Origin of the sequence: Adlercreutzia murintestinalis (assembly GCF_943192905.1) — a bacterium.
Lineage (GTDB): Bacteria > Actinomycetota > Coriobacteriia > Coriobacteriales > Eggerthellaceae > Adlercreutzia_A > Adlercreutzia_A murintestinalis.
Map to the genome: position 1 here is coordinate 1 of NZ_CALPCC010000012.1, position 12098 is coordinate 12098.

Consider the following 12098-nt stretch of genomic DNA (forward strand, 5'->3'; position numbering starts at 1 on the left):
ATGGATGAGCCCGATGCAATACCGCAAGTCTTTAGGATATGCGGCCTAGGGTGTCCAGGAATTCGTCCGGAGCCCCCACGCAATGTGGCAATGGACATTGTGGAAGAGGCGCGCGAAGTCTCAACAAGAGAACCGGTAGTTGTGGCTTTCTATACGGATGACAACGATCCTCTGCATTGCTTCATACCTTACTACAGCACGACCGAGCACCTCACCACACGACCAACCAAAATCGAACTACGGTCATGGTGCATCTTGGGCTTTACAGGAACAGTACAAATGAGGAGTGACTTCGAAGAAATTTTTGACAACGGCAAAGATGAGCGATTCTATCTTGATATAGTTATCGATATTGAACTGATCGATGGGGAATGGAAGATCGTAAAGACCGCAGCGATTATCTAGCACATCCCATCGGTATCACACGAAGATTCGCTATGATGTGCATCAGTTCATCTGTTGCTGATGAATAACCTTTGGGAGGCTCTGTGGGTTCAAGATGTCTCTCTGCTTGCAAGATTAAGATTAACGATATTCGTTATAATGAGCGAGGTTTGCCACAAGAGCAACAACACCCTCCCATTGGCCACTAGAGAAGCTCCATATCAATGAAAGCAGCTATATCTTTTTATCCTCATCGTCTTTATTGGGGAACATGCGCAGGTGATTGGGATTGCAACTACTGTCTCACTCTTGACATAGCCCGTGACCGAGCTTTGATCTGCTCGAATGCGGATGGCTTTCTTTCACTTGCATCTGAATGTATAACATACGCTCAGCCAGCGATGGATAATCAAAACCACACTCATCTCGATAATTTCTTTCCTTTTGAAACAGAAAGCAATGGAACGCTCACATTCCTACACAAGAAAGAGGTGATCGACAACAAGTGGCGCATCGCCGGAAAGGCTGTCGCAGCATTCGGAGGTGATGCGGCTGTTGACGAGCTGGTCGAGATCGGAGATACCTTCTTGCGCTCTGACCCAGAGGCCGCATCAACAACAGGCTCTCTTGAAACAGAAGATATACGATCGATCCCTCCCCTTCCCATGAGAGACGCATTCGTCGAATACACTCCCTGCGATGCAGATGGTGTTTTTGAGCACAAGATGGAGATCGAAGGGTATCTTCTCATGAAGGTAGACCGTGACGACGCATACTTCGAAGGAGACGATCTAGGTCTTTTAAGCCTTGCAAGCATCTTTGTTTCTATGGCACAACCCAATATGCCAGAAGAAGGCATGCTTGCCTTGGATGCGGATGCTTTTGCTCCAGGCTCCAATGGGCACCTGGAGCTCATGCGCATCGATACCTGGCCTCAATGGAACCTCACACGAAGTGATGCGATACCCGAAGCATTCAAGCGGGGTGAGGTCTGACGATGACACCGCACACCAAACGCACTGTGGCCCTTGTATGCAGCGCCCTATTTATATGCCTGATAGTAGGTGCGCTTTTCCTCTATACACACAATGTGGCAATGGACATTGTGGAAGAGGCTCGCGAAGTCTCAACAAGAGATCCTGTAGCCGTGAACAGTAATGTGTACACGGACGATGATGATCCGATGCGCTGTTTCATACCTTTCTACAGCACGACTAATTATTTCACTGAACGACCAATGGAAATTGAGCTACGCTCATGGTGGATCTTAGGCTTTACGGGAGCAGTTGAAACAGAGTCTGTTATTGGAATCATGCGCGATAACGGAACCGCAGATCAATTCAACCTCGATGTAATCATCGACATCGAACTGATCGATGGGGAGTGGAAGATCGTAAAGACCACAGCAATCACCTAGTGCATCCCATCAGTCTCTTACGAAGATTCGCTATGACGTATATCAGGTCATCTGTTGCTGATGAATAACCATTGGAAGGCTCCATAGGCTCATGATGCCTTATTGCTTGCAACATTCACAGGGTAGCAGAAATAATGCGACAGGATTTTAGGAATAGACTTCGGGAGATACAAAATGGATCAAGAGGAAAGGCTGTTACGTGCCTTCGTTGAGGGCAACGCCGCCCAAGGATGCGATCATTCACGCAACACAGAAGTCCTTCTTCAGGGCTTACGATCCGAACGAAGCTCAAATGACGCTGATTTTCTCTTGGGCCCCCTGTATTGGGGATACCGAAAGTGCCTCATCGAAGCGATACCTCTGATCGTCCTTTTCGGATTCGTTGCCCTTCTCTTCGGATGGCTATGCGCTCCTATCGGTCCTTTCCTGCTCTATTTCATTCCTGCATTCTTTTTCTTTCCAGTCTATCGCGCGCGGGCAAAGCGCGTGATACGCACAGCTCTCAAAAAGAACTTCAAGACCGACGATGAATTGATCGCATATGTCAGGAGACGAGGCGGCACGAGCATCTGGTATGCCTTTATATCAGGCATACTGTTCATGGCGATCATTGCTTTTGGCGTCATCGTTATTGTTGGCGCTAGATAGTTTTCAAGGGTTTAGATAGGCTCAAGATGCACCATTGCTCACAAGATCAAGATTAACGATATTCGTTATAATGAGCGAGGTTTGCCACAAGAGCAATAACACCCTCCCATTGGCCACTAGAGAAGCTCCATATCAATGAAAGCAGCTATACCTTATTTTCTATACAACATCTACCAATCTGTTGGATACGCATGGGATGATGATTGCTATCTTTCAATAGATATGGCAAACGACCGCTGCCTCATCTGCGCGAATGCGGAAGGGTTTCTTTTTCTTGCTATTACCTGTGTGTCGTTCGCGCATCCGATCATGAAAGATTGGGATGATATAAGCTACAGCGATTTCTTTCCATGCCAAGAGCGAACACGCGGAGCGCTAATAATCATGCGAAGAAAGGAAGTGGACGACAACGGTTGCTTCTTCGTTGACGATCGCGTCCTTTCTGCGTTTGGCGGAGAGGCGGCCTACAATGAGATATATGAACTGGCACTAGATGTAACAGCAGCTGCTACCACTGAAAAGCACGAAGCTGAGCAACCTCAAGACGTGCCTTATTACCCTCCAGCACGCACAGCTTTCGTTGAGTATTTGCCCTGCGATGCGCAGGGCAACTTCAAAGACGACTTCGATCTGCATGGCCATCTCAAGCTGGAGGTAACTGCCAAAGAGAGCGCATACCTCATCGGGGATGATCTAGGGCTTCTTAGCCTTGCAAGCATCTTCGTTTCCATGGCACAGCCCAATATGCCAGAAGAAGGCATGCTCATCTTGGATGCGGATGCTTTTGCTCCAGGCTCATATGGGCACCTTGAGCTCATGCGCATCGATACCTGGCCTCAATGGAACCTCACACGAAGTGATGCGATACCCGAAGCATTCAGACAGGATAAAGATTGATGATGCCAAATCAAACCAAACGCACTGTGGCCCTTGTATGCAGCGCTCTTGCCATATGCCTGATCGCAGGCGCGCTTTTTGTCTATACACGCAATGTGGCAATGGGCGTTGTGGAAGAGGCGCGCGAAGTCTCAACAAGAGAACCGGTAGTTGTGGCTTTCTATAGGGACGAAAACGATCCTCTGCGTTGTTTCTTACCTTACTACAGCACGACCGAGCATCTCACTAGACGGCCAACCAAAATCGAACTACGGTCATGGTACATTTTGGGCTTTACAGGAACCGTACAAGTGAGGAGTGACTTTATAAAAATCTCTGATAGTGGCAAAGAGGAGCAATACTATCTTGATATAGCCATCGACATCGAACTGATCGATGGAGAGTGGAAAATCGTAAAGACCACAGCAATCACCTAGTGCATCCCATCAGTCTCTTACGAAGATTCACTATGATGTGCATCAGTTCATCTGTTGCTGATGAATAACCTTTGGAAGGCTCTGTGGGTTCAAGATGTCTCTCTGCTTGCAAGATTAAGATTAACGATATTCGTTATAATGGACAAGGTTTGTTATGGGAGCATTGCTACCATTCCCATTCGCCTCTAGAGAAGCTCCATATCAATGAAAGCAGCTTATCATACGTTCATCCACAGTAAGAAAGCTAACGCATCCGGTTCGCATGGATGCTTGAAGTTTCTACGCAGCGATATCTGGTCCGCATGCCATCTCGGGCGCAGCAATGTCCTATCAAAGGCCACCTTTTTCCTTGTCTGCACAGCCCTTCTTACTCTCTTCCTTGCAACAGGATGCTCTCGTGTGCTCTTCAATGAAGAAGAGGCAGCCGACGATGCCGCCAACACCATCCTTCAAACTATCGAAGAGAATGATCTGAGCATCCTTGCTCCCATGCTTGCCCCCTGTGCTACTGAAGCCGCTGACTTACAAGAAGGCCTATCGTATGCCCATAGCTTGCTCGATGGGCCGATCGTTTCTATCGAGCGGCGCGGCACAAGTTATGGCAGCGCCACACGTGGTCTTCTGAGGTCGAAAAGCATCCTTGGTGGATATGACATCGCGACTGAAAATCAGGAATACAGGCTTTGCTTCGAATACTACCCATACAACACCATCGATGATTCGAAGGAAGGGATCTGCTGCGTGTACTTTGAAACGCAAGAAACTTACCAGGGAAGCAGCAAGGCTCCAGATGGACTATGGCATTATGGTGCACCCTACGAACGCCCAGGTATCTATTATCCTCGCTGGCAAGTCCCACAAGACAAGTTTGCATCAGAAGCAGCCTCGTAGAGCATCACATGCGTAGTTTGAGAGACAAGTATATGCAGGCAGCGATCCCATTCATACCGCATCGCCAATATGACTGGATACGCTCCTTTCGCTATAACACAGAACACGTAACCTTAGACATAGCAGGAGACCGAACCCTGATATGCGGCAATGCAGATGGCTTTCTTTTGCTTGCCTCAAGGTGTATCACCTTCGCTCAACCAGCGATAAACGACTCATCCCATATTCATCTCGATGCCTTTTCCTTTTTCGAGCCGGGATGCAAAGGTTCCTTCACTATCCTGAGAAACAAAGAGATCGTTGATGGTCGGCAATTCATTAGCGAAAAGGTTGCTTTGGCATTCGGAGGTGATGCGGCTGTTGACGAGCTGGTCGAGATCGGAGATACCTTCTTGCGCTCTGACCCAGAGGCCGCATCAACAACAGGCTCTCTTGAAACAGAAGATGTGCACGCTATCCCTCAACTTCCCATGCGAGACGCATTCGTCGAATACACTCCCTGCGATGCAGATGGTATCTTCGAGCACAGGATGGAGATCGAAGGGTATCTTCTCATGAAGGTAGACCGTGACGACGCATACTTCGAAGGAGACGATCTAGGTCTTTTAAGCCTTGCGAGCATCTTCGTTTCTATGGCACAGCCTAATATGCCAGAAGAAGGCATGCTCATCTTGGATGCGGATGTTTTTGCCCCTGGCTCATATGGGCACTTAGAGCTCATGCGCATCGATACCTGGCCTCAATGGAACCTCACACGAAGTGATGCGATACCCGAAGCATTCAAGCGGGGTGAGATCTGACGATGACACCGCGCACCAAACGCACTGTGGCCCTTATATGCAGCGCTCTTGTCATATGCCTGATAGCAGGCGCACTTTTTGTCTATACACGCAATGTAGCAATGAGCGTTGTGGAAGAGGCGCGCGAAGTCTCAACAAGAGAACCGGTAGCTGTGGTTTTCTATACGGATGACAACGATCCTCTGCGTTGTTTCTTACCTTACTACAGCACGACCGAGCATCTCGCTAGACGGCCAACCAAAATCGAACTACGGTCATGGTACATTTTGGGCTTTACAGGAACAGTACAAGTGAGGAGTGACTTTATAAAAATCTCTGATAGTGGCAAAGAGGAGTAATACTATCTTGATATAGTCATCGATATTGAACTGATCGATGGAGAATGGAAGATCGTAAAGACCGCAGCGATTATCTAGCACATCCCATCGGTATCACACGAAGATTCGCTATGATGTGCATCAGTTCATCTGTTGCTGATGAATAACCTTTGGAAGGCTCTGTGGGTTCAAGATGTCTCTCTGCTTGCAAGATTAAGATTAACGATATTCGTTATAATGGGTGAGGTTTGTCATAGGAACATTGCTACCATTCCCATTGGCCCCTAGAGAAGCCCAGAGCCCATGAAAGCAGCTATACCTTATTTTCTCTACAACATCTATCAATCTGTTGGATACGCATGGGATGACGATTGCTATCTTTCTGTAGATGTCATCAACGATCGAGGCTTGATCTGCGCGAATGCGGAAGGGTTTCTTTTTCTTGCTATTACCTGTGTGTCGTTCGCGCATCCGATCATGAAAGATTGGGATAGTGTAGGTCTAAATGATACATTTCCGTGTCAAGAGCGGACACATGGAACATTATCGATCGCGCGCAGAAAGGAAATAGACGACAACGGTTGCTTCTTCGTTGACGATCGCGTCCTTTCTGCGTTTGGCGGAGAGGCGGCCTACGATGAGATATATGAACTGGCACTAGATGCAACAGCAGCTGCTACCACTGAGAAGCACGGAGCTGAGCAATCTAAAAACGTGCCTTATTACCCTCCAACACGCACAGCTTTCGTTGAGTATTGCCCCTGCGATGCACAGGGCAACTTCAAAGACGACTTCGATCTGCATGGCCATCTCAAGCTACAAGCAGCAGACGGGCAAAGTGCATATCTCAGTGGAGATGATCTAGGGCTTCTAAGCCTTGCGAGCATCTTCGTTTCTATGGCACAGCCTAATATGCCAGAAGAAGGCATGCTCATCTTGGATGCGGATGTTTTTGCCCCTGGCTCATCCGGACACCTAGAACTCATGCGTATCGATACCTGGCCTCAATGGAACCTCACACGAAGTGACGCGATACCCGAAGCATTCAAGCGGGGTGAAGCCTAGCGCCCGTTGCAAATCCTCAGTATGTGCAAAGATCGTCAGTCTTCGTCGGGCAGATACTCGAAGATATCCCCAGGCTGGCATTCTAGCTCGGCGCACAGCCCCTCTAACGTGGAGAATCGAATGGCCTTGATCTTGCCCGTGCGGATGCGCGAAAGATTGACCGGCGACAAGTTGATGCGTGCCGCCAATTCATTGACGGATATCTTCCTGTCAGCCATCACGCGGTCAAGTCTTGAGATTATCGCCATCCGAGGTGCCTCATACCGTATCGTCGCTCATTTCTTGTAAAAGACTACCATACCGGAAGATGAACGAGACACAGTAGATCGCAACGGCGAAGAACAGAGCGCCGATATTCACGAACGATGTCGGAGTGGGTGAAACATCACCACCTGCAACACCGATCTCGTAACCAGCAATGACGATCCCTCCATAGAAGTCAATACCGAATACTAATTCGATGAGTGCAAAAAGAACCAGCAGAACACTGATGACCCTCAATCGAAGGACTTGCGATCTTTCAAATGGTCGTCCCTTTTCTGCTTCGGCGAAGATCTTCATTACACAATAGAGAATGGCAATGATATCCAGACCAAGAAAACCCGCATACAACAAGCCCCCGAACGGAACAGAAGACCTCGGATCGATCATACCGAATGCCAACAATCCTACGAAGAGAAGCAAGATAATCGCAAATACCACAAGCAAGACAGTAGCAACGACCTTTATCGCCCGGCATGCCTTCCGAACCTTGCCAATCTCATCATCAAGCACTATCGCCTCTTCGCCGCTCATGTTGTTCCCTCTTTCATTCGCCCTTTTCTATGGATGTGGGCAGCATCTTTCGCATGATCCTACCCACATCTGACACGCTAGTGAACTTTACCCGATACCGATATTGGTGCAAGTTCCGCCGCTTGGCCCAATATGCAGGCACAGACCATAGGGTTCAGCATCTCCATAGAACAGCATGGCTTCCTCCTTCCTCTATTGACCCGACAACTTCTTGAAGACCAGCGCGTAGTATTCTTTCATCAAAGCGCAATAAGGATCCCTTCCGCGCAGACTTCCCGTCGCATGATAGGCGCGCGCACGGCAACCGCCGCCGCACAGATACTTGATCTCGCACGCGCGGCACTCGTCCACCGCATCAACATGAAAGCGCTCAAGGTCAGCAAGGCATTCCGCATCGGGCGCATCGCCCGTCAACGCACCAAGCGCAACAGCATCGTCGTGCAGCATATGGCACGGATAGGCACGCCCGTCATATCCCACGCTGACGCCCGAACACCCCGCTCCGCACCCGGTGCTCACGCGCAGCCCAGTAGACACGGGCGCATCGGCCACCTGAATAGGACCGCACGCCCCCTGCCCCGCCATGTACGCCGCCAGCTTCTTGAGCGCCGCATCATCGGGGGCCAGCTGCGCCACAGCATCGTCTGCCGGGCACGAGAGCAAGCTGAAATTCATGGTGGCACCCAGCTGGTCAGCAAGGGCGGCGTATGCAGGAATATCGTCCACGTTCAAGCGATGGATCGTCGGGATGATATGGGCGGCAATGCCCGCATCCTTGATCATCTGCACCGCGTCAACCAACGTGTCGAAAAGTTGCGTGCGGCGCACCTGTGCCGCGCTTTCCGCCGAGCAACCGTCGAAGGACACTGACACGCGGTCCACGAAGGGTGCCATGCGCTCCAGCACCTCTGCCAACACGCACGTTCCGTTGGTCAGCACATCCACGTTCGCGATGCCTGCCTCTTTCGCATGCTGCACGATCTGAGGCAGATCAGGCCGCAGGAAGGGCTCGCCGCCCGACACGATCAGCCGCACCACCCCGGCTTGAGCAAGCGCCTCGATGATCCTTTGCAACTCTTCAAGAGGAAGGTCTGGCGCGCGGTTTCGGGCATCATCTTCCGAATAGCAGCCGACGCAGTGCAGGTTGCACGTTTGCGTGACATGCAAGTATGCCGAGCGCAGCACACACGGCGCGGCAGGCTTGCCTTCGAAGAGCGCCACATGGCCTGCACCCTTGAAGTGCGCCAACAGCGCCTCGTCGGCGGCAGCAATGTCGGCCTCATCCACCTCTTCGGCCAGCATACGCCGACACACCGCCGCACCTTCCGGCGTAAGCCCAACCAGATGACCGGCGATCGTATCTCCTACCATGGGAATGGAAAAGGCCTCGAACATGACCACGCTATCAGCAAAGCGCATGACTGCTCCCCTTCGCTCAACACTGACGTCGCATCGCGGGAAAACACCATGGCATTATACCGCGCCGAAGGTTTACAGCCGGATTTTTCTAGCGTATCTCGTTTGATAATTAACGCTGCGCATTAAGCGTTGGCGCGTCGCCGGAAGACAGCGGAATGCGCGCCACCACACGCGTTTCCCCTTCATGGTACGTCCTGATATCGAAGATACCGCCGAGCACTGTCACGCGTTCGCGCATCCCTTCGATCCCGTGGCCTTCGCTCTGCCCTGTCGACAAGCCGCACCCATCGTCTGACACCGCTATCTCGGCGCTCCCGGGGCGCACGACCAAAGAGATGCTCGCCTGATGCGCGCCTGCGTGACGCACGATGTTGGTGGCCGCTTCGCGTGCGACGCTGAACAGCGCAGTGCTCACATACGTTGGTACATGCACCTTGGGCGACACCTGCTCCCGCAGTTCGCATGCCACGCCTGCCTGCTCAAGATAGGTCACCAGCTGATCCATGTGGTCAAGCCCCAAGACCGGCTGCGTCTCCGCTTCCTCGGGCGCGCCTGCCCGCAGCACCCCGATCACCCCGCGCATCTCGTCAAGCGCATCCTTCGCGGTTCCCCGAATGCTCGCGAGCGCCTCCTTGGCCGCCTGCGGATCCGTATCCACCAGTGCGCTGGCCGCGGCTGCCTGCACGCTCACAGCTGAGAGCGAATGCGCGGTGATATCGTGCACTTCTCGCGCGATGCGCAGCCGCTCTTCCTCCACGCGCCGCTGCGCCTCGGCATCGCGCGTGCGCTCGGCCGCATCCGCCCGCGCCTCGGCCGCCGCTACCACCTCAGCACGGGCATGCAGGGCGTATCCCGCAAGCGCCACCGCCACCGTGATCGCCACATTCTGCACGAGCATCAACATGGCAAGCGAGCCCGTCTCGGCCGAAAACGAGCACAACACGATGAGCGCGGCCATCAGGGCGCATGCGCCTAGCGCCTCGCCGCGCGGACGTTCGTAGGCAACCGTGAACAGGGCGATCAGCGGCCCCAACAACGAGAGCGTCGCGACGCCCATCTGCGACTCGAAGAACGTCCAGAACACCGCGCACGCCGCAAACGCCACCCAAGGAAACCGACGCCTCACCACCAATGGCGCGCACGTCAGCGCTACCGCTGCCATGCCCCACGCCGAAAGCGTGATGGCGCGAATGCCCAGCACGCGCCTGATGAAATCGTCCGGGATCATCAGGTTGGCCGACATGCTCATCTGCAACAGCCCGAACCCGAAAGCCCCCAGCGCTATGATGACATCAACGCCCCAGTCGATGCCCGTCAAAGACGCCCGCTGCTCGCGTCCGTGCTTCTGGGCGTCAGGCATAGAAATCCACATCCGGAAACGGCGGTTCGAGCGCGCGCTTGAACGCATATGCGGTGTAGCGCTGCGCCACTTCGCGCACCTGATCTTGCGAGAACCCGGCTGCGACCACCTCATCCGCGCTGCGCCCGTGTTCCACCAACTGCACCAGGATGCGATCGAGCGTAGCGTAGTCGATGCCCAGCGATGCCTCGTCGCTTTGATCGGGCGCCAATTCAGCCGACGGCGGCTTCTCTATCACGCTGCGCGGAATGGGCGGCACCTTCCCCAGCGCCTCTGCCTGCTGGTTGCGCCATGCGCACAGTTCGTACACCTGCGTCTTGTACACACCGCCCAACGGCGCGAACGCACCCGCCGTATCGCCATACAACGTGGAATACCCCATGGCCGCCTCTGACTTGTTGCCGGTGTTCAGCATCATCCACCCGCGCGCATTCGCCAGCGCCATCAACACCACCATGCGGCAGCGCGCTTGCGTGTTCTCGGCTGCCAAGCCGCCGAACGGCTCGCCGGTCGCCTGCGTCAGCACCTGCGCGAAGGCGGCGTACGGCTCGGTGATGGACACGGTCAGCGTGGATATCCCCACGCGCTCAGCCACCGCGTGCGCATCGGTCAGCGACCCTTCGCTAGAATACGGCCCCGGCATGAGAACGCCATGCACGCGATGTGGCCCCAATGCGTCTGCCGCCATGACCGCCACCAGCGATGAATCGATGCCCCCCGAAAACCCGATGACCACCTCATCGAACCCGGCGGCGCGCACGAAATCGGCCGTATGCTGCACGCACGCCGCATACATCGCCTGGACATCCATCATCGCCTCTCCCTTCGCGCCGATGCCTCAGCCTCAGCCGCACATCTCCCTGCATTCGGTGCGTCTACTCGCACTCGCCGCACCCACCTGCGCTCGCTGCGCCCACTCGCGCTCACTGCACCTGATGGATCCTCTCAGCCAGCCACGACGCCCACGCCTCCACGCCATCGCCCTTGGTGGCGGCAATGGGAAAGATGGGTGCCATCGGGTTCAACCGATGCACTTCGTCGCGAAACGCCGTCTCATCGAAATCGAACACGGGCATCGTGTCCACTTTGTTCAAGATAACGGCATCGGATACTTGGAAAACGCCGGGATATTTCAGCGGCTTGTCATCGCCTTCGGGCACCGACAGGATCATCACCTTGGCATTCTCGCCTAGGTCGAAGTCGGTCGGACATACCAGGTTTCCCACGTTCTCCACGATGATCAGGTCCAGCCGCTCAAGATCGAGCACATCAACCGCACGGCGGATCATATCGCTTTCCAAGTGGCACGCGCCACCCGTGTTGATCTGCACGGCCGCAGTGCCCTGGCGCTTGATCTTCTCGGCATCCACGCTGCTGGCGATATCCCCCTCGATCACGGCGATATTGAACTCGTCGCGCAGCGCATCGATGGTTGCCAAGATGGTAGAGGTCTTGCCCGACCCTGGGCTCGCCAGCAAGTCCAGCACGAACACGTGGTGCTCGGCGAAACGCTGCCGCAGCTGTGCGGCAATATCGTCGTTCTTCTTGAGAATGGGTTGCTTGAGGTCTATCTGCATGGTGGTTCCTCCCTCACTCCATCGCATGGGTTCCAGCGCACAGCCGCAGCTTCCGCACGCACAGCCTCCGTAGGCGCACCTCCCTACGCGCGAGCATGCCCACACGCACACG

At 53.6% G+C, this 12098-nt stretch carries 15 protein-coding genes; 9 read left to right on the plus strand and 6 right to left on the minus strand.

Annotation, left to right across the window (positions count from 1 at the left end; translation table 11 throughout):
* The 9 genes from NFR19_RS05190 to NFR19_RS05230 all read left to right on the plus strand — a co-directional run.
* On the plus strand, positions 1-405 hold a 405-nt coding region (locus NFR19_RS05190; protein ID WP_251212730.1), incomplete at its 5' end, for a hypothetical protein.
* A 203-nt stretch (positions 406-608) separates the two neighbouring features.
* On the plus strand, positions 609-1379 hold the full coding sequence (locus NFR19_RS05195; protein WP_251212731.1) for an Imm32 family immunity protein: 771 nt from the start codon (positions 609-611) through the stop codon (positions 1377-1379).
* Between the two features lie 101 nt (positions 1380-1480).
* On the plus strand, positions 1481-1801 hold the full coding sequence (locus NFR19_RS05200) for a hypothetical protein (protein WP_251212732.1): 321 nt from the start codon (positions 1481-1483) through the stop codon (positions 1799-1801).
* A gap of 174 nt (positions 1802-1975) precedes the next feature.
* The gene (locus NFR19_RS05205) at positions 1976-2449 is read left to right on the plus strand and encodes a hypothetical protein (RefSeq protein WP_251212733.1); all 474 of its coding nucleotides are present in this window, start codon (positions 1976-1978) and stop codon (positions 2447-2449) included.
* Positions 2450-2584: 135 nt separating this feature from the next.
* Positions 2585-3346, plus strand: coding sequence for a hypothetical protein (locus NFR19_RS05210; RefSeq protein ID WP_251212734.1), 762 nt, complete (start codon positions 2585-2587; stop codon positions 3344-3346).
* Complete coding sequence (locus tag NFR19_RS05215; RefSeq protein WP_251212735.1) at positions 3346-3762, plus strand: hypothetical protein; 417 nt, start codon at positions 3346-3348, stop codon at positions 3760-3762. Before NFR19_RS05210 ends, NFR19_RS05215 begins: the two co-directional genes overlap by 1 nt.
* A 204-nt stretch (positions 3763-3966) precedes the next feature.
* On the plus strand, positions 3967-4653 hold the full coding sequence (locus NFR19_RS05220; RefSeq protein WP_251212736.1) for a DUF5104 domain-containing protein: 687 nt from the start codon (positions 3967-3969) through the stop codon (positions 4651-4653).
* Positions 4654-4685: 32 nt separating this feature from the next.
* Complete coding sequence (locus NFR19_RS05225; RefSeq protein WP_251212737.1) at positions 4686-5453, plus strand: Imm32 family immunity protein; 768 nt, start codon at positions 4686-4688, stop codon at positions 5451-5453.
* Positions 5454-6073: 620 nt separating this feature from the next.
* Positions 6074-6835, plus strand: coding sequence for a hypothetical protein (locus tag NFR19_RS05230; protein WP_251212738.1), 762 nt, complete (start codon positions 6074-6076; stop codon positions 6833-6835).
* A 35-nt stretch (positions 6836-6870) separates the two neighbouring features.
* Here the strand turns inward: NFR19_RS05230 and NFR19_RS05235 are convergent, their stop codons facing one another.
* The 6 genes from NFR19_RS05235 to hypB all read right to left on the minus strand — a co-directional run bounded on the left by NFR19_RS05235 (position 6871) and on the right by hypB (position 11986).
* On the minus strand, positions 6871-7083 hold the full coding sequence (locus tag NFR19_RS05235) for a helix-turn-helix domain-containing protein (protein ID WP_251212739.1): 213 nt from the start codon (positions 7081-7083) through the stop codon (positions 6871-6873).
* Between the two features lie 10 nt (positions 7084-7093).
* Complete coding sequence (locus NFR19_RS05240; RefSeq protein ID WP_251212740.1) at positions 7094-7630, minus strand: DUF2975 domain-containing protein; 537 nt, start codon at positions 7628-7630, stop codon at positions 7094-7096.
* A gap of 192 nt (positions 7631-7822) precedes the next feature.
* Complete coding sequence (locus NFR19_RS05245) at positions 7823-9049, minus strand: radical SAM/SPASM domain-containing protein (protein ID WP_251212741.1); 1227 nt, start codon at positions 9047-9049, stop codon at positions 7823-7825.
* A gap of 109 nt (positions 9050-9158) precedes the next feature.
* Complete coding sequence (locus tag NFR19_RS05250) at positions 9159-10409, minus strand: sensor histidine kinase (protein ID WP_251212742.1); 1251 nt, start codon at positions 10407-10409, stop codon at positions 9159-9161.
* Positions 10402-11223, minus strand: a complete 822-nt coding sequence (gene nadE / locus NFR19_RS05255; RefSeq protein WP_349665511.1) for an NAD(+) synthase — start codon at positions 11221-11223, stop codon at positions 10402-10404. The genes NFR19_RS05250 and nadE overlap by 8 nt, the downstream gene beginning before the upstream one ends.
* A gap of 109 nt (positions 11224-11332) precedes the next feature.
* Positions 11333-11986 (minus strand): hydrogenase nickel incorporation protein HypB, encoded by a 654-nt coding sequence (gene hypB, locus NFR19_RS05260; RefSeq protein ID WP_251212743.1) that lies wholly within the window; start codon positions 11984-11986, stop codon positions 11333-11335.
* Positions 11987-12098: the final 112 nt, after the last annotated feature.

Excerpts from the sequence above, each read along its gene's own strand:
- NFR19_RS05195 (WP_251212731.1), top strand. The coding sequence starts at position 609 with ATGAAAGCAGCTATATCTTTTTATCCTCATCGTCTTTATTGGGGAACA.
- NFR19_RS05200 (WP_251212732.1), top strand. The coding sequence starts at position 1,481 with ATGGACATTGTGGAAGAGGCTCGCGAAGTCTCAACAAGAGATCCTGTA.
- NFR19_RS05205 (WP_251212733.1), top strand. The coding sequence starts at position 1,976 with ATGGATCAAGAGGAAAGGCTGTTACGTGCCTTCGTTGAGGGCAACGCC.
- NFR19_RS05210 (WP_251212734.1), top strand. The coding sequence starts at position 2,585 with ATGAAAGCAGCTATACCTTATTTTCTATACAACATCTACCAATCTGTT.
- NFR19_RS05215 (WP_251212735.1), top strand. The coding sequence starts at position 3,346 with ATGATGCCAAATCAAACCAAACGCACTGTGGCCCTTGTATGCAGCGCT.
- NFR19_RS05220 (WP_251212736.1), top strand. The coding sequence starts at position 3,967 with ATGAAAGCAGCTTATCATACGTTCATCCACAGTAAGAAAGCTAACGCA.
- NFR19_RS05225 (WP_251212737.1), top strand. The coding sequence starts at position 4,686 with ATGCAGGCAGCGATCCCATTCATACCGCATCGCCAATATGACTGGATA.
- NFR19_RS05230 (WP_251212738.1), top strand. The coding sequence starts at position 6,074 with ATGAAAGCAGCTATACCTTATTTTCTCTACAACATCTATCAATCTGTT.
- NFR19_RS05235 (WP_251212739.1), bottom strand. The coding sequence starts at position 7,083 with ATGGCGATAATCTCAAGACTTGACCGCGTGATGGCTGACAGGAAGATA.
- NFR19_RS05240 (WP_251212740.1), bottom strand. The coding sequence starts at position 7,630 with ATGAGCGGCGAAGAGGCGATAGTGCTTGATGATGAGATTGGCAAGGTT.
- NFR19_RS05245 (WP_251212741.1), bottom strand. The coding sequence starts at position 9,049 with ATGCGCTTTGCTGATAGCGTGGTCATGTTCGAGGCCTTTTCCATTCCC.
- NFR19_RS05250 (WP_251212742.1), bottom strand. The coding sequence starts at position 10,409 with ATGCCTGACGCCCAGAAGCACGGACGCGAGCAGCGGGCGTCTTTGACG.
- nadE (WP_349665511.1), bottom strand. The coding sequence starts at position 11,223 with ATGATGGATGTCCAGGCGATGTATGCGGCGTGCGTGCAGCATACGGCC.
- hypB (WP_251212743.1), bottom strand. The coding sequence starts at position 11,986 with ATGCAGATAGACCTCAAGCAACCCATTCTCAAGAAGAACGACGATATT.